General features: G+C 67.0%; 15 protein-coding genes. 5 read left to right on the top strand and 10 right to left on the bottom strand.

Annotated elements, in window-relative coordinates; all coding sequences use genetic code 11:
• Positions 1-34: 34 nt before the first annotated feature.
• The 4 genes from V3B25_RS02560 to V3B25_RS02545 form a co-directional block, all read right to left on the bottom strand.
• Positions 35-3157 carry a TonB-dependent receptor gene (locus tag V3B25_RS02560; RefSeq protein ID WP_329809980.1) on the bottom strand — a complete coding sequence of 1041 codons (3123 nt, stop codon included), beginning with the start codon at positions 3155-3157 and terminating at the stop codon, positions 35-37.
• Between the two features lie 182 nt (positions 3158-3339).
• Positions 3340-4296 carry a FecR domain-containing protein gene (locus V3B25_RS02555; protein WP_329809978.1) on the bottom strand — a complete coding sequence of 319 codons (957 nt, stop codon included), beginning with the start codon at positions 4294-4296 and terminating at the stop codon, positions 3340-3342.
• 85 nt (positions 4297-4381) lie between these two features.
• Positions 4382-4882: an RNA polymerase sigma factor gene (locus tag V3B25_RS02550; protein WP_329809977.1), complete on the bottom strand. Its 501-nt coding sequence runs from the start codon at positions 4880-4882 to the stop codon at positions 4382-4384.
• A 185-nt stretch (positions 4883-5067) separates the two neighbouring features.
• Complete coding sequence (locus tag V3B25_RS02545) at positions 5068-5994, bottom strand: LysR family transcriptional regulator (RefSeq protein WP_071227968.1); 927 nt, start codon at positions 5992-5994, stop codon at positions 5068-5070.
• A gap of 151 nt (positions 5995-6145) precedes the next feature.
• Here V3B25_RS02545 and V3B25_RS02540 point away from each other — a divergent pair, with 151 nt between their 5' ends.
• The 5 genes from V3B25_RS02540 to V3B25_RS02520 all read left to right on the top strand — a co-directional run bounded on the left by V3B25_RS02540 (position 6146) and on the right by V3B25_RS02520 (position 10458).
• Complete coding sequence (locus V3B25_RS02540; RefSeq protein WP_329809976.1) at positions 6146-7012, top strand: pirin family protein; 867 nt, start codon at positions 6146-6148, stop codon at positions 7010-7012.
• Between the two features lie 71 nt (positions 7013-7083).
• A complete protein-coding gene (locus V3B25_RS02535; protein ID WP_329809975.1) occupies positions 7084-7764 on the top strand; it encodes a hydrolase in 681 nt (226 codons plus the stop codon).
• Between the two features lie 56 nt (positions 7765-7820).
• A complete protein-coding gene (locus tag V3B25_RS02530) occupies positions 7821-8462 on the top strand; it encodes a hydrolase (protein WP_005409869.1) in 642 nt (213 codons plus the stop codon).
• 85 nt (positions 8463-8547) lie between these two features.
• Positions 8548-8937 carry an OsmC family protein gene (locus V3B25_RS02525; RefSeq protein ID WP_032129425.1) on the top strand — a complete coding sequence of 130 codons (390 nt, stop codon included), beginning with the start codon at positions 8548-8550 and terminating at the stop codon, positions 8935-8937.
• Between the two features lie 126 nt (positions 8938-9063).
• A complete protein-coding gene (locus V3B25_RS02520) occupies positions 9064-10458 on the top strand; it encodes an ATP-binding cassette domain-containing protein (RefSeq protein ID WP_329809974.1) in 1395 nt (464 codons plus the stop codon).
• 131 nt (positions 10459-10589) lie between these two features.
• On the opposite strand, the gene V3B25_RS02515 is transcribed toward V3B25_RS02520, so the two are convergent.
• The 6 genes from V3B25_RS02515 to V3B25_RS02490 form a co-directional block, all read right to left on the bottom strand.
• Positions 10590-10919, bottom strand: a complete 330-nt coding sequence (locus tag V3B25_RS02515) for a hypothetical protein (protein ID WP_005409871.1) — start codon at positions 10917-10919, stop codon at positions 10590-10592.
• Positions 10920-11017: 98 nt separating this feature from the next.
• Positions 11018-12763, bottom strand: a complete 1746-nt coding sequence (locus V3B25_RS02510; protein WP_121503435.1) for a putative porin — start codon at positions 12761-12763, stop codon at positions 11018-11020.
• A gap of 42 nt (positions 12764-12805) precedes the next feature.
• The gene (locus V3B25_RS02505) at positions 12806-13471 is read right to left on the bottom strand and encodes a cell envelope integrity protein TolA (protein ID WP_329809973.1); all 666 of its coding nucleotides are present in this window, start codon (positions 13469-13471) and stop codon (positions 12806-12808) included.
• A 39-nt stretch (positions 13472-13510) separates the two neighbouring features.
• The gene (locus V3B25_RS02500) at positions 13511-13924 is read right to left on the bottom strand and encodes a biopolymer transporter ExbD (protein ID WP_005409874.1); all 414 of its coding nucleotides are present in this window, start codon (positions 13922-13924) and stop codon (positions 13511-13513) included.
• 10 nt (positions 13925-13934) lie between these two features.
• Entirely contained in the window at positions 13935-15719 is a 1785-nt protein-coding gene (locus V3B25_RS02495; RefSeq protein WP_049422984.1) for a MotA/TolQ/ExbB proton channel family protein, read from the bottom strand.
• Between the two features lie 38 nt (positions 15720-15757).
• Positions 15758-17374 carry a ShlB/FhaC/HecB family hemolysin secretion/activation protein gene (locus V3B25_RS02490; protein ID WP_329809972.1) on the bottom strand — a complete coding sequence of 539 codons (1617 nt, stop codon included), beginning with the start codon at positions 17372-17374 and terminating at the stop codon, positions 15758-15760.
• Positions 17375-17463: the final 89 nt, after the last annotated feature.

The raw sequence follows: 17463 nt of genomic DNA, 5'->3' as shown, positions 1-17463 counted from the left end.
GGGAACTACGGGTACAACGCTTGAAAGCGGGAGGTCAGAAGCGCGCGGTGATGCCGAGCTTGAGGGTGCGGCCCGGCGCCGGCAGCGTGGAGCGCGTGGCCGGGTCGACGTAGTAGCGGTTGCCGAGGTTGCTGCCCACCAGCTCGACGCTGGCGTGCTCGTTGAAGCGCCAGCGCGCGTATGCATCGACGGTGGTGATGTTGCCCCAGGTGAACGGCACGTTCTGCCACAGCAGGCTGCTGCCACCGGCCATCAACCGGTCGCGGTAGGCCTGCAGGTCGGGGTTTTCGTGGCGCTGGTAGTGCACGATGCGGCTGCCCAGTTCCAACCGTTCATCGAACAGGCGCGTACCGAGCGACAGGTTCACCGACAACTTCGGAATCGCCTGGGTCAGCAGGTAGCCACTGACGAAACCGTCCTGCACGCAGTTCGGCACCAGGCCACGGTTGGCGTCCAGCAGCACTGCCGTGCTTTCGTCGCACACCTCGTTCTCCAGCGTGCGCGAAATACCCAGGTCGGTGAAGAACCGCCGGTTGTCGAAGCGTGCCTGCAGCTCGATGCCGCGGATGGTCTGCTTGTCGATGTTGTCGAACAGGAAGTAGGCGTCGCGCTCGATCACGTTGCGGGTCTTGTGCACGTAATAGGCCAGCTTGACGTCGGCATCGGCCGTGTTGCCGAACAGGCCCGACAGGTTGTGCACGTAGCCCAGCTCGTAGTTGTAGGCATGCTCGGGCTTGAGCGTGTACAGCGGATTGAGGCTGCTGGAGAAAGCGATGGTGCTTTCGAACATGCTGGGGAAGCGCACTGCTTCGCTGTAGCGCAGGTAGACGCGCGCAGCCCTGGACAGGTTCACCGTGGCCGAGAAAGTGGGCAACCACGCGTGATCGCGGCGGCGGTCATTGCGCCCGTCCACCGGCCGCGACTGCATGGTGTTGCCGATATTGCAGACCAGGTCGCTGCCGGGGTAGATCGGCAGCACGCCGGGTATCGCCGCCACCCTGCCGTTGAGACAGGGGTTGGTCGCACGGGCATAGTTGCCGTTGGCATCGGGCAACCACGGAAGCCGATGTTCCACCGCCTGCGGCGTCTCGTAGTACGCCAGCAGACCATGCAGTGCATCGTCAATCACCGAACCCATGCCGATGCTCTCCCAGAACTCGCGTTCGGCCTCCAGTGCATCGATCTCCGCTTGCAGGCTGGCCGGCCGCTCGGGCAGCTCATTCGTCCGGTAGGTCGCCTCCTTGCTGCCCAATCCCTTGGTCAGCAGCTCCGGATGCGCCTGCAGGAAATCATCGAAGGCCCAGTAGCGGCTGTAGCGAACGCCGGCGTTGAGGGTCAGGAAGTCGACCGGACGCCATTCAAGGTTGAGATAGCCTTCGCCCTCCTGGCGCCGGCCAGCACGTGGAAACATGCGCCATCCATCGGTCGTGCCGAAGTACGGGTCGCGCGAACCCAGCTTCTCGTACTGCCAGTTGCCGCCCACGGTCAGGTCCAGGGTGGAATGCAGCGCAAAGCGGTTGCTCAGGGTCAGGCCGGTGCGGTCATTGCGCGCATTTGCCAGTGCGGTGTTGCGCAGGATCGGGCTGACCCCGGGATTCCACGCCGGATTGCCCGGTGCGAAATTGGGAAACCCACCGGCGGTATAGGTATCGCTGTCTGTCTCGGTGCGCCACAGGTTGGCGTAGAGGTCCAGCCAGCGGCTGCCGGCCGGCTGGAAGCGGTATTCCAGGTTCCAGGCATCGGACGCAACCCGGCTGAGCGGCCACTGGATGCGTCCGTAGTCGGGCGCCGACAGGATGCGCGACGGCATGATCTCGCCGTAGTGCGACAGCGTGCGCCGCCAGGTCGCCTTCAACTGCTGGTCATCGTTGATCTGCCAGCTGCCCTTGACCAGCCACGACTCCTGTTCGCTGGATGTATTGGGCACTTCATCGCCCGGTTTGAAGTAACGCGCCAGCGTGGTGATGTAGTCGATGCCCTGGTACTCGTACTGCTCGCGCCGGTCCTGGTCGTAGTACGCGCTCCCCTTGCTGCCGGAGAAGTAGTTGCCGCGCTTGCGCCAGGCGTAGGCAGCCATCAGGTCGACGTTGTCGCCGCGTACGCCCAGTGCCAACCGCCAGGCCTGGTCTTCGCCATCGAAGGGGTTGTTGCCACTGCGCGACTTCACCGGCACCACCAGGGTGCGGTCGTCATAGGGCGAGTTCGGCGAGCCCTGCGGGAAGCCCGGTACGTTTCGGTAGTCCTCGCCGGTGTGCAGGCGAGGCAGGCGTGGGGCCACCGCATTGCTGCTGCCTTCGATCTTCAGCTCCCCGCCGAAGCGCTCGCCGGCAGCAACAATGTCGTCAACGTCGATGGTCTTGATCACCAGCGCACCACCGATCCCGCTGTGCACATCGCGCACCAGCCCTGGCCCCTTGATGACCTGGATGCCACCAATCAGGTTGGGATCGATGTAGTTGCGGTTGCTGACGCCGTTGTAGCCACGCCAGACCGTGAGCGCCTGTTCGCCACCGTCGATGCTGACCGGCACCCGCCCGGGCCCCTGGATGCCGCGGATGTTGATGTCCAGCGCGCCGCTGTTGCGCGCATCGCCGCTGAACACGCCGACCAGATCCTTGACCACGTCGGCCGGGTTGGAGCCGCGGTAGCGCTCCACCCGGTCGCGCCCCGAATACGCCGTGGTCAGGTCCAGCGCGAACACATCATCGTAGCCGCGCCGATCGCGGGCCTCACCCCCTTCCGACTGAAGGCGACCGGCCACGTCCAGTGTCTCGGTCACCCGCACCCCTTCCCCTTCACCCGCCTCCGCTGCGGCCCGCAGGCTCCAGGTGCCGTCCATGCCGCGCTGTGCGCGCACGCCGCTGCCGCGCAACAGCTGCTGCAGCGCCTGCATCTGGCTGTACTCGCCTTTCACTGCGCTGGAGCGGCGGCCTTCGACCAGGTCGCTGCGGAACACCACCTGCACATCGGCCTGGCGGCCAAAGGCACGTACGGCATCAGCCAGTGGCTGCTCCGGGATGGCGTACTGGCGCACCGGCGCGACGATCGCCGGTTGTGCCTGCACGGCCGGCACCCAGGCCAGCGGCAGCAATGCGGTGGAAACGGCCAGGGCCAGAACGGTGGCGCGACGATGACAGGCAGATGCCGTGGACGGCATGGACAGGAACTCCTCAAGCGTGGCTGGACCACGGGCACATCCGGTGCCGGTGGTGTGTCTGGCTTGAGGAAAAACGGTGTTTCGCTCTGGCTATACCTCTATAGACAGCGGGACACTGCAGGTGCCCACGGTTTTTTCATGTTTTTTTCATGCGGCCCGTTCATCCAGGTGCTGCGCGGGCCTCACCACACCACCAGCGCGCCGCCGGGCAAGCGCTGCACGCGCAGTCCTGCCTGCGCGGCCACCGCATCGATGGCCGTCTCCGGCTGCTGCAGGTGGAACAAGCCACTGACCCGTACGCCTGCACCCTGCCCACCCAGTACCCAGACCGGGGCGCGATGGTAGCGCGCCAGATCGGCGATGGCCTGCGTGGCCGGCTGATCATCGATCACTACCTCGCCCCGCCGCCATGGCGCCACGGCCTCGGGATCTTCCAGCCGCACAGTCTCCAGCCAGCGACCGTCACGGAACGCCCGTGACTGCCCCGCATGCAGGCGCTGCACACTGCCATCGCCCGGCCGCACTTCGACCACACCCTCACTGACCTGGGTGGTGACCGTGGCGTCCTGCATCGACACACTGAAGGCGGTGCCGATATCACGGACCCGGCCGCCCGCGGCCTCGACCTGGAACGGGCGAGCTTCGTGCGCCACCTCGAACCAGGCCTGCCCGCGCAGCAGGCGCAGGCGACGCTGCTGGCCGTCGAACTCGACCGCCAATGCGGTGCCCGCATCGAGTACGGCGGTGCTGCCGTCTTCCAGCTGCACCACGCGTGGTGCATCGCTGCTGCGCAGGTCACTGCGTGCCAGCAGCAGCGCGTGCGGTGCCGCCGTCACCATCAGTGCGACGGCGGCGGCACTGGCCAGCAGCCATGGCAGGCGACGGCGCGGCGCGATCGGGCGCAGGCCCTCGCGATCGGTGGTGAGCTCGGGCAGCGCCGCCAGCACCTCGGGCCCGGCGGCATCCAGCCCCCGCCAGAACGCCGTCTGCTGGCGCCAGGCCAGCGCATGGCGTGGATCGGCCTGCAGCCAGCGCTGCAGGGTTCGTTGCTGGCGTTCCGGCAGCGGGCCTGCACTGCACCGGATCACCCAGCGCAACGCCTGCCTGGCCTGACGCGGCGAGGGTTCGGACGTGGTCATGGTTGTGGCCTGCCGCACCGCGAACGGGTGCGCTTTCCTGTTGTGACAATGGCGGGCGCGATCTGCCCACGGCAATCGCCGCTCATCAATGCATTCCCTGCTGGTGCTGCTGGATCAACAGTGCCGCGCGTAGCACGTGCTTGCCGACCAGGCTCTTGGAAATACCCAGCCGTGTGGCGATCTCGCGCTCGCTCAGGCCCAGGTAGCGGTTGAGCACGAAGCACTCGCGGACCTGCGCTGGCAGCGCGAGGATGGTCTGGGTGATCTCGCGCAGCTGTGCCTGGTCCAGTGCCTGCGCCTCGCCGTCGTGGCCCGCCTCGGCCATGTCGGTGGCGTACTCGGCCATCGCGCGCCGCTCGCGGGCGTCGGCCTGGCTGCGGTTGAGCGCATGGTGATAGGCCATCCGGTACAGATAGCCGCGCGGCTCCAGGATCGGTGGATCACCGGGCACGCTGCTGGCCTTCAGGTACAGGTTCTGCAGGGTGTCCTCGGTACTGGCCGGGTCGAGATAGCGCGCGATGAAGCGAGACAACGCACGGCGCTCGCGGATCAGCAGCTCGACCAGCGCCAGGGCATTGGGAGACATAGGTGCCAAGGCCGGACCGGGGAATGATGGGCGTGATGGCGACGGTCCGGACATGGATTGTGGGCTGCGCGGCCGCAGGCGGCAAGCGAAAGCCCGTCGCGCGGCACCAGGATCATCCACGCATGGCGTGGATCTCCCAGGCGGCGCCGGATCCAGTAGATCCACGCCATGCGTGGATGCGGAGCCTACGGTTCGTCCAACGCCTCGAAACGCTCGGCGAGGTAATCGATCAACGCGCGTACCGCCGGCAGCAGCCCACGCCGCGAAGGGAACACCGCATGCACGATGCCGTGTTTCGGCACCCACTCGGGGAGCACCGGCAGCAGCGCCCCGCTCTCCAGCTCATCGGTGATCATCATCCGCGGCAGCATCAACAGCCCGACCCCGGCCACCGCGGCGGCGCGCAACGCGATCATGTCATCGCTGACCAGGCGCGGGCGGTGATGCACGCTGGCCTGGATCTCGCCGGGCCCACTGTATTCCCACACATGCTGCTGACTGGGCGAGGCCAGATCGACGGTCGGCATCATCGCCAGGTCGGCCGGCACCTGCGGCGTGCCCAACCGTTGCAGCAGCGCCGGGCTGGCACTGGTGCACCAGACCCGGCGTGCCAGCACGCGCACCACCAGGTCGCTGTCTTCCAATGGCGGCGGCCGTACCCGGATCGCCACGTCCACACCCTCGCCCACCACGTCCACGCGGCGGTTGGTAGCGTCCAGCTGCACCGTCACCTGCGGGTGCAGGGCCAGGAAGTCGGCCAGCATCGGGCCGATGCGCGCGTGCAGGATCGCGATCGGGCACGCCAGGCGGATGGTGCCGCGCGGCTCGGCGCGCGACATCGCGATGGCTTCTTCTGCGGCCTCGGCCTCGACCAGCATCGCCTTGCAGTGGCGGTAGTAGTCCTGGCCGACCTCGGTGACCGAGAAACGCCGGGTCGAGCGCTGGATCAGGCGCACGCCCAACCGTTCTTCCAGCAGCGCGATGCGCCGGCTCAGTTTCGACTTCGGCATGGCCAGCGCCCGCCCGGCCTGCGAGAAGCCGCCGTGCTCGACCACCATGGCGAAATAGAACAGGTCGTTGAGGTCACAACGGCGGATATCTGCGATGAACACGGGGCGATCTCCTGCGGCCCACGGCCTGCCGCCATTGTTCACCAGATAGGACTATGACGGCAAATGTTGGCGTCTACCGGCCCAATTGTCGCGGCGATATCGTCTCCTGCAACGAAGAACAGCGGCCGGCAGCCCCGGCCAGGAGATCGCCATGAAGCGTGTCACCGGTACCTACAGCGCCCCCCGCCCGCACTGGGTGGGCGATGGATTCCCCGCCCGCTCGATGTTTTCCTACAACACCCACGGCCAGCACCTGAGCCCGTTCCTGCTGCTGGACTATGCCGGCCCGTACAGCTTCGCCCCCAGCGATACCCCGCGTGGGGTCGGCCAGCATCCGCACCGCGGTTTCGAGACGGTCACCATCGTCTATGAGGGCGAGGTCGCGCACCGCGATTCGACCGGGGCCGGCGGCACCATCGGCCCGGGTGACGTGCAGTGGATGACGGCTGCCTCCGGCATCCTCCACGAGGAATTCCACACGCCGGAATTCAGCAAGCGCGGCGGCACGCTGGACATGGTGCAGCTGTGGGTCAACCTGCCGGCGCGGGACAAGATGGGCGCACCGGGCTACCAGACCCTGCTTGACGCAGAGATTCCCTCGGTGGATCTGCCTGAGGGCGCCGGCCGCGTGCGTGTCATCGCGGGCCGCTTCGACGGCCACGCCGGTCCGGCACGTACCCACACGCCGATGGATGTCTGGGACATCCGCCTGCAGCAGGGCCACCACGCCGAACTGCCGGTGGCCGATGGCCGCACGCTGGCGGTGGTGGTGCTGAAGGGCACGGTCCGGATCAACGGCGGCCAACCGGTCGGCGAAGCACAGCTGGTCACCTTCGACCGCAGCGGCGAGGACGTGTTCGTCGACGCCGACAGCGACGCCACTGTGCTGCTGCTCAGCGGCGAGCCGATCGACGAGCCGGTGGTGGGCTATGGCCCGTTCGTGATGAACAGCCAGGCCGAGATCGCACAGGCGGTCAACGACTTCAACAGCGGCCGTTTCGGCCAGATCGCGCACTGAGCGCTTCCGCGCGGCGGGTGATGACCCGCCGCGCCAACGGGCCATCGCCCACCTTCCCCAGGAGACCGACCATGAGTACCCCCGCCAACTTCAACGGTGCCCGCCCGGTGATCGATCCGGACAACGCCGCGATGCTGCTGATCGACCACCAGAGCGGCCTGTTCCAGACCATCGGTGACATGCCATTCACCAGCGTGCGCGCCCACGCCACTGCGCTGGCGAAGATGGCCACGCTGGCAAAGATGCCGGTGATCACCACCGCCTCGGTCCCGCAGGGCCCGAACGGTCCGCTGATTCCGGAGATCCCTGAGGCCGCCCCGCATGCGCAGTATGTAGCGCGTAAGGGTGAGATCAATGCCTGGGACAACCCGGAGTTCGTTGCTGCGGTGAAGGCCACCGGCCGCAAGCAGCTGATCATTGCCGGCACCATCACCAGCGTGTGCATGGCCTTCCCGTCGATCGCCGCCGTGGCCGATGGCTACCAGGTGTTCGCGGTGATCGATGCCTCGGGCACCTATTCGAAGATGGCCGAAGAGATCACCCTGGCCCGCGTGGTGCAGGCCGGTGTGGTACCGATGGACACCGCCGCGGTGGCCTCGGAGATCCAGCGCACCTGGAACCGCGACGATGCCCAGCAGTGGGCCGAGGTCTACACGAAGATCTTCCCGAACTACCAGCTGCTGATCGAAAGCTACCTGAAGGCGCAGGACGTGCAGAAGAACCAGGAGCAGCTGGATTCGCAGCGCAGCTGAGCTGCCCCCCGGGGTGCCGGCCCGCTGTCGGCACTCCCCCCAACCGGAGACCCATCATGTCCAGTGAACCGATCCGCGATCCGGCCAGCGACCACCTGCTGACCCCGCAGAATTCCGCCTTCATCATCATCGACTACCAGCCGGTGCAGGTGAACTCCATCGCCTCGATGGACCGCCAGCTGCTGGTCAACAACATCGTCGGCACCGCCAAGGCCGCTGTGGCTTACGGTCTGCCGATCGTGCATTCGACGGTGAACGTCAAGACCGGCCTGAACAAGCCGCCGATTCCGCAGCTGCGCAAGGTGCTGGGCGACTACCCCACCTACGACCGCACCACCATCAATTCCTGGGAGGACGTCGAGTTCCGCAAGGCGGTGGAGGCGACCGGCCGCCGCAAGCTGATCATGACCGCACTGTGGACCGAGGCCTGCCTGACTTTCCCGGCCCTGGATGCGCTGAAAGAAGGCTATGAGGTGTATGTGGTGGTCGACGCCGTCGGCGGTACCTCGCTGGCGGCGCATGACGCAGCACTACGCCGCATCGAACAGGCCGGCGGCCAGTTGATCAGCGTGCCGCAGCTGTTCTGCGAGCTGCAGCGCGACTGGGCGCGTTCGGAAACGGTTCCCGCGTTCATGAACCTCTTCATCGAAACCGGTGGTACCGCCGGCATCCAGTTCTCGTACGATCGTACCGAGTGAATTCGTGGCGGCGCAGGCAGGTGGCCCGCGCCGTCTTTTGAAGCAGTCGAGCACGGCTCGACTCTACAGATGGCAGGAGACCCTGATGGCCTACGCACGCATTGTTTCAACCGGCGACAACTACCTGCACCACATCAGCAATGGCAGCTTTGATGTGGATGCGGACGAGCCTGCCTCGCTGGGCGGCCAGGGCAAGGGCTTCGCCCCGTTCGATCTGTACCTGGCCTCGCTGGCCGCCTGCACCGCCATTACCCTGCGCATGTATGCACAGCGCAAGGGCTGGGAACTGGGCGAGTTCCATGCCGAGCTGCGCTCGGAACGCGACGAAGATGGACGCTTCCACGTGCACCGCGTGCTGCATGCCAGCGCCGAGCTGAGCGATGCGCAGTGGCAGCGGTTGCTGGAGGTGGTGGAAAAGACCCCGGTGACGCTGGTGATGCGCGAAGGTGCGCGCATCACCAGTGAGCGCGGCTGAAGGAGGTCTGGCCCACCTGCGGCGGATCTTGGCCGGTTCCTCGCTTGTGCCGGCCTCGCCCCTGTTCCAAGCTGCGCGTCCGCGTTCGGATGCAGTGAGCGCGCAGCAACAGGAGGACCGCACGCGATGTTACGTGCCCATGCTTTGGATCTGGATTTCAACGGCCGCGCCCTGCTGGCCGACGTCAACCTGCACCTGCCCTCAGGTGCCCGCATCGCCCTGATCGGCGACAACGGCAGCGGCAAGAGCTGCCTGTTGCAGATGTTGGCCGGTACTCTGGTGCCCAGTGGTGGGACCATCATCCGGCGCGATGGCGCACGCATCGCCTACGTGCCGCAGCACGTGCTCGATGACTCCTCTCGCAGCGGCGGCGAGCAGATGCGCCATACGCTCGCCCGCGCGCTTGATGCCGACCCCGACGTACTGCTACTGGATGAACCCAGCAATCACTTGGACCGCAGTGCACGCCGCTCGCTGATCGCGCGCCTGCGCCAGTTCCATGGCGCGCTGTTGGTGTCCACCCACGATGAAGCCCTGATCGATGCGCTCTGTAATGAGCTCTGGCACATACGTGGCGGGCGCGTGAGCCACTTCGGCGGTCGCTACCGCGACTATCAGGCGGACCTGCAGCAGCGACGCGAGGCCAGCGACCGGCAGCTGCGCCAGCTGGATCAGGAGCGCGGCCAGGCCCATGAGGCGTTGATGCGCGAACAGCAGCGCGCCGCGAGCTCGCGGGAACGCGGCGTGCGCAAGGTCGAACAGCGCAAGTGGGGCGGCGTCCGTTCAGCCACCAAGCTCGGCCGTGGCAATACCACCGCCGGCAGCAAGCAACTGCAGATCCGTGAGCAGCAGGAAGACATCGAGGCTCGTCGCAATGACCTGCAGCGCGAGACCATCATCGAGCCCACTTTCGCGTTGCCGGCCGGCTGGCGACGTGAGGGAGTGGTGGTGCAGCTGACCGACGCCAGCGTGGCGCATGCCACGGAAACGGTGCTGGGTGGACTGCATCTGCGCCTGGATGTCGGCGATCGCCTGGCGATCACCGGTGACAACGGCAGCGGCAAGTCCACGCTGGCACGCGCGCTGTGCGGCGACCCAAGCATCTGCCGTGATGGTGACTGGTTGCTGCCGCCAGCTGATCAGATCGCCCTGCTCGACCAGCACTATCGGGACCTGCCGATGCAGGCCACGCCTCTCCAGGCGCTGTCTGCCCAGATGCCGGACTGGAGCCAGACCCAGTGCCGGCTGCACCTGGCCGACTTCCTGTTCCGCGGCGATGCCACGGCGCAGACGCCCGTGTCCGCATTGTCCGGTGGCGAACGGGCGCGGCTTTCATTGGCATTGATGGCGGCCAAACCCCCGACGCTGCTGGTTCTGGACGAACCCACCAACAACCTGGACATGACGCTGCGGATGCACTTGCTGCAGGTGCTGCGGGTGTTCCCGGGCACTTTGGTGGTGGTGTCGCATGACGACGCATTTCTGCAGGCGCTGGAACCGGGACAGGTGCTGGCGTTGTAGCTGCGGCCGGGCGTGTGCCATCCACGCATGGCGTGGATCTACTGTAGAGGCGAAGACAACGACAGGGGCTGTTGCCAACGTCGCGTGCAACCGCCCGAAAAGCCGAGCATGGGCCCGGCTCTACGGAAGGCTCAGCGCCGCGAATGCAGCACGGTGCGCTGGCGCATCGCGTTGAATTCCTGCTCCACCTGCTGGATGTCTTCTGCCTGAAAACCGGCCGCATCCAGCAGCTGGTCGGCGGCGGCGGCGGCCAGCGGATCATCGTCACGCTGACGCCAGCAGCGCGCCGGCAGGAAATAGCCCACTTCGCTGCGCCCGCGCATGATCACCACCGGCCGGCCCGCATACAGCAGGAACTCGGCCAGGTGCTGGCGCAGGCCCTCCACTGAAACATAGGCCGGTCCAACACCCAGCATCTGGCTGGACGGTTCGGGACTCTCGAACAGCTTGCGACGGCTCATCCACTCCTCCTTTTGAACAACGCGTGGTCTCCTTTCCTTAGACGGGCGCATCGCTGCGCCCCCGCCACGCACTACGTGATCCGCATCACGCCCGCCACTCAGAAGCCGGTGTTGAACTCCAGCTGGAACACGTCGATCGACAGCGGCGCACCGGACACTTCCTTGGCCGCCATCCACTTGCCGCTGATCCAGCTGCGCGCGTCCAGCGCGTAGGCACCGCCCACGTAGTAACCGCGGGCGTTGGTGCCGCCCAGGTGGAAGTTCGGATCGTTGTAGGCGTCGGGCAACGCGTCGGCCTCAATGTGCTTGTAGCCCAGCAGTGCCTGCCACTGGCCCTTCTCCTTCAGCTCGGTGGCACCGAAGGTGGCCTGCAGCATCCAGGCGGTGTCGCCGCTGCGGAAGGTATCGATGCCGACAGTATCGCCGGCGCCGTAGTTGTTGACGATGCCGTTCTGGGCACGACTGAACATGGCCTGCTTGTCGTAGGCCAGGTTGCGGATGTAATCGCCATCCAGGCGCAGACCGATGCCCTGCGCCAGCTGTGTATCCCAGCGCAGGTTCAGCGTGGCCAGGCGGAAGGCCGAGGCCAGGCCGACATACTGCGGGGTCGGCGTACCGGCCGGATCCACCGGATTGCGCGCGATGTTGCGGATCAGCATCAGGGTGTTGCCCTTCTGCATGAACGCCGGGCGCGACCAGTCGGTGTCGCAGCCCACCGCACCCGAATACAGCGAGCACGTTGAGGACAGGCGACCGCTGATGTTCTTGAAGTCGTAGTAGCCCAGCGCAGCACGCAGCGCGTTGTCATCGTTGAAGCGCCAGTTCACGCCCACCTGGGCACCGGACAGCCACTTGTTCTCGTTCGGAGTCTTGACCTTGCTCTGGCTCGGCGAGCTGTCGGAGGTGTACTCCAGCGGTACCACCGCGAGGTTGCCGAACAGGTCGAGGTCGCCACCATCGAAGTCATACTTCAGGTTCGCGGCCAGACCATCGAAATTGAGATCGTTGGAGAACAGCGTGTCGCTGGTCCAGAACGGATTGCCGAAGCGGCCGCCACGCACCGTCACCCAGTCCGCCGGGCTGTAGGCCAGCCAGGCCTGGTCCAGCCACACGTCCTTCTTGCTCAGGCCGCCACCCAGCTGCTCGGTGGTCGACACCGGGCCATTGCTGCTGCCGCTGGCCAAGCGCACGCCGGCCGTGGTGTGCTGGCCAATGGTTGCCTCGATGCCCAGGCGGGCACGGATGCGCCACAGGTTGCGGCGGTCCTGGCGGGTGTTGAGCAGCGGCGGCAGCTGCAGGTTGGTATTGGTGTTGGTGTCGAAGCCGTTGCCGGCGTTGATCGACGACCAGTTGCTCACGATGTCGCTGTTGCGCTCGGAGTAGAAGCGCGACTCGCTGCGCACACGCATGTCACCGGTGACCTTGATGCGCTTGGTCCACTCGGCCACTTCGTTGGGTGCCGCCCAGCCTTCCGACTTCGCCTGCGCCATCACGTCCTGGCGCACTTCGTCACGGATACCGTCGCGCACGCTCTGCGGTACGTACGGCACGCGCACGTCACCGGCCTCCAGGGCCACGCCACCACTCGCCGCGGTGCTGTCCGTGGCTGCAGTGCGCTGTGCGGCCGCTGCTTCGGCCTCGGCCTGCACCAGCAATGCCTGGCCATCTTCGGGCTTCAGCGCACCGCTGGCGATCAGGCCCTTGATCAGCTTGACCATGGTGGTTTCGGCGGCCATCGCACCGGCCGGGGCGGCCAGGCTGAGCAGCACGGCGCAGCACAGCAGCGCCCGTCGGGCCGGCCGCGGGCGGCGGGAGTCGGTTCGTGCGCGGACGTGGTCGTTCATCACGGTTCTCATCGAAAGAAGGGAAATCACGGAGGTCGGGAATCAGGCCCCGGGCCGGCGGCCCTGGATCAGGACGCGGGCGGGGAAATTGAGTGACGGCGGCGGTGCCTGGTCAACCTTGCCGATGCGACGCAGGGCATCGAGCACGGCCGCGTCGGCCTCCTCGTTGCCACTGCCGCGTACCAGTTCGACCTTTTCCAAGCGGCCGTCGTTGGCCAGCCACACATTCACCTGCAGCTGGAACGCCAGGCGCTTGACCTTGTCGTCGCGCGAGATCGCCTGCTGCATCAGGTAGCCCAGGTAGCGGCCGTAGGTAGCGTTGCCGGCGCCACCACGGCCAACGCCGGACGAACCGCCACCACTGCCGGACTGGATACCGAAGTTGTCACCACCGGCCTGCGCGTCGGCATTCATCGTCACCGGGTCAGCGTTGTCCGGGGTCGGCGTCGGCTCTTCAGCGGGCGTCGGCTGATCCAGCGGCTCCGGCTCGGGCATCGTCTCTTCCGGCGGCGTTTCCGGCTCTGGCGGCTTTTCCGGCGGCGGGGGTGGCGGCGGAGGCGGCGGTGGCAGCGCCAGCATCGGCGGTTGCACCACCGGCCGACGGGTGCTGGCGGTGTCCTTGAACAGCAGCCACCACACCGCGATGCCGAGCACCAGCAACGCGGCCAGCACCAGCGCGACGGTCACCAGCAACTGGCGACCGCGCATGCCGGGCTCCGGCCGAGGGGGTTGATGGGCCGTCATGCCTCAGCCCTGCGCCTTGCCGGTGACCAGGCCGACCTGGGCCAGCTCCAGCCGCCGCAGCAGGTCCAGTACCTCGACCACGCGGGCGTACTGCACCTGCGCATCCCCGCGCACGATCACCGGGAAGTCCGGCGTGGTCGCGCGCTCGGTGCGCAGGCGATCCTCCAGCTCGGCCATGGTCACCGGGTAGGCATCCAGGAACACCTGGCCGCTGGGGTCGATGGTGATTGCCTTGGTCTTCGGCTTCTCCAATGCGACGCTGTTGCTGGCCTTCGGCAGGTTGACCTCGATGCCGGGGATGGAGGCGTTGCTGGTCAGGATGAAGATCACCAGCACCACCAGCAGCACATCGACGAAGGGCGTCACGTTGATGCCCTTCTCGCGCTTCTTGATGCCGAACTTCGCCTTCTGGCCCATGGCGCGCCCCTCAGCCCTGGACCGCGGCCGGGCCGCGCCCGTCCTGCTCTTCGGCCAGGCGCGCGGCGAACTCGTCGATGAACACCGCCATGTCCGCGCCGATCGCTTCGGCACGCGCGCCCAGGTAGTTGTAACCGAACAGTGCCGGGATCGCGACGCCGAGGCCGGCTGCGGTACACAGCAGCGCCGCGGCCATGCCCGGCGCCACCGAGTTGATGTCCACCGCGCCGGCCATCGCCGCCACCACGAACACCAGCATGATGCCGATCACGGTGCCGAACAGGCCCACGTACGGCGCACCTTCGATGGTGGTCGACAGCCAGTTCATGCGCCGCGCCATCGCTTCCTGCTCGCGCACCATCACCGCATCCATCGAGGCACGGATCGCGGCGATGGTGGCGCCACTGAGGTAGCCACTGTTGCCGTCGCGCTGGTGGCGCTGCTGCATTTCATCGATGGCCACCTGGTAGATGCGCCACAACGAGCCATCGTGCATGGCGGTCGGTGCCTTGCCCTGGCGATCCATGTCCGACAGGGTGCGCAACGGCACGCCGGACAGCTTGCCGAAGCTCTCGGTGAATACGGCATTGGCCTTGCTGGTACGGCCGAAGTGGCGGCTCTTGGCGATCATGATCGCCCACGACAGCAGCATCATCAGGCCCAGGATGGCGACCACCACCCACGCATCGAACGGCATCGCCTTGAGGATGAAGGCGAAGTGGCTCTGGCCGGCCGACTGCTCATCGGCACCGTAGCTGATCAGGCGCGAATCGGCACCCTGCGCGGTGGCGTCGGCCAGCAGCAGCGCCGCCGGGCGTGCCACACGCGAGACGCGCAGCTCATCCAGCGCCCCCTCGAAGTTGGCCAGTGGCTGCGCCGCGCCCGCGGCATCGGCACCGACCACCGGCGCGCTGCCCAGCGCCGGCAGCTCGCCGCTCAGCTGGGCCACCACGCGACCGTTGAGGTACAGCTGCAACGCGCCCTTCTCCGCGGTCAGCGCCACATGCGCCCACTGCCCTTCCGGAATCGGCTGCGCCGGCGTGCTGCGCTGGCCATTGAGCTGCACGAATGGCACCCGGTTCTCGATGCCCAGCACCAGTTCCGAAGCGCCGTCGCGACGGGCGTAGATCGCCTGTGCGGCGTTGTTGCTGCCCGGCTTGATCCAGGCCGAAACGGTGAGCGGCGCGCCGGCTTCCTGCGCCAGCGACGCGCTGGCAGGCAGTGGCAGCGGGCCCGCACCCAGCTGCACGCCACGGCCGATCACCGAGCCTTCGGACGGCGGCACGACGGCCCCGGCATTGTTGCCGTAGGCCGTGGTGTCGCGCGCCGGCGCATTGGCTTCGGCGAAGTGGTAGACCAGCGTGTAGTCCGGGTCGAATACCTGCTGGCCATTGCCGCTGGCCGGGGCCTTCTCATTGCCGTAGTACATCCAGATCGTCTGCGGCGCGGCTGCGCTGACCGCCGGCACGTCCACCCAGACCAGGGCCAGGCCCAGCTTGGGGTCGAACTGTTCGATCTGGTGGGCCAGCACGGTGCGGCCATCGCCCGACACGAAACGCAGGTCGTTGCCCGCATCCTGGGTACCGTCGAAACCGAAGTTGCCGGTATGCAGGCGCAGCAGCAGCGGCGTGCGGCCCGGGTCACCGGCCAGGCCCGCGCCCTGCGGGCCGGCGTCGACGGTGATCGGCTTGCGGTACTTCCATTCGGCCTGCCACCAATTGGCATCGGCCGCAGCAGCAGGCAACGCAACCAGCGCGGCCAGCAGCAGCAACACTCGGGAAAGCAAACGGTCCATGCGAGGGGTCTCCGGAGAACGCATGTTCAAGGGAAGGGTCAGTAACTGGCGCTGATGTTGAAATGCAGGCGCGGATCGTCCTTGCGCGTGACCGGGCCATCGGCATAGGGCCAGGCGTAGTCCAGGCGCAGTTGCAGGTGTTCGCCCAGGCGCAGCTGCGCGCCCAGGCCGACCGAGGCCAGGTTGTACTTGTCACGCTGTTCGGGCAGTGGTTGGCGCAGGCGCAGATAGGCCGCGTCGGCAAAGCTGTAGACGCGCAGATCAGTGCCGCTCCACAGCGACCACGCCGGGGTGCGCCATTCCAGGCTGGCCAGGCCGCCGTAGTCGCCGATCGCCTCGGCCGACAGATAGCCACGTACGGTATACATGCCACCGGCGGCGAACTGCTCGGCCGACACCAGCGGCGCGTCGGTCACCTGCAGCGAGCCGCGCGCGTACCACTGCCAGTCGCTGCCGAAGGTATGGGTGTTGGCGACATCGGCCTTGAACGCCACGAAGCTCGGGTCGGCCCAGTAGCGCTTCTGGCCGAAGGCGGTGGCGTCGCTGCCGTAACCGAACAGGCGGCGGGTGCCGGCCACCAGCTGGGTGTTGATGCTCAGCTGATCGTGCTCGCCCTGGCGCACGCCGACGAAGGCCAGCGTGATCGGCGCATACTTCAGCGGCGTCTTCAGGCTGTCCCCGCCCATCTGCGTGTCTTCCTCGGTGTCCTTGAAATCCACACCAAGGCTGAGCTGGCGCCACCACTGGCTGCTGCCGGCAAGGCGGTAGTTGAGCTTGAGGCCGATCGAGTGACCGTTGCCGATCACATTGGTTCCGGTGCCGGTACCGACCTGTCCGCCCGCGTTCAGCACGCGGCTGTCGGACGTGTAGCCGGACGCTTCCAGGCTCCACGGCGTGCCCTCGAACGGCATCATGTACGAGGCCGAAAACACCTTGGCCTGCTTGGTATCTTCCGGCGCCAGGTACACGCCGATGGTGGCGCTGTGCCCGCGCTTCCACAGGTTGTCGTAGGCCAGCGACGCACTCAGGCGCAGCTTCTCGGTGTCGGCACTGTGGTCGTTGTTGAGCGCCGCGCTGGCGCGCCACGGCGACTTCTCCTCGACCTGCAGGTCCACATCCATCGTGCCCGGCACCTGGCCTTCGCGCACCAAGGGCATCACCTGGCGACGTCCACCTTCATTGAGCGCGGTCAGTTCCTTCTGCGCCTGGTCGAAATCCGGCACCTTGCCCTCGGCCAGCGCCGGCACGCGTTCGCGGATGCGTTCGGGCGATTCGTGCTTCGTTCCCACGACCCGCAGCTGGCCGATCGGTGTCTGCTGTACCTTCAGCAGTACCACGCCTCCACTGACCTGCTGCTCGGGCAGTTCCACATAGACCGACTGGTAGCCCGCCTGCTGGTACAGCGCATTGACTGCATCGCGCGCCTTCTCGACATCGGCCAGGGTCTTGCCCGGGCCGAGGAACGGCTCCACCGCGCGTTCGATCTGGCGCGGATCGAGCACGGTGTTGCCGCGCACGATGTATTCATTGATGTTCACGCTGGGCGCAGGTGCAGCCGCCTGCGCGAACAACGGCAGCGGCATCGCGGCCAGGGCCAGCACCAGCGGATGCAGGTGCAGCGGAAGGCGGACGGCTCGGCACGGAACAGGAGTCATCGAAGGCATCGCGTCGTATCGAAGGGAGTGGCCAGGGAGCGGCGCGTGGGTCTACCAACAGGACGTGTACGTCGCGTCAAAGCCGCCAA

The sequence above is a fragment of the Stenotrophomonas sp. SMYL8 genome, assembly GCF_036320065.1.
Taxonomy (GTDB): Bacteria; Pseudomonadota; Gammaproteobacteria; order Xanthomonadales; family Xanthomonadaceae; genus Stenotrophomonas; species Stenotrophomonas maltophilia_A.
This window is presented reverse-complemented; position numbering and strand designations above follow the sequence as displayed.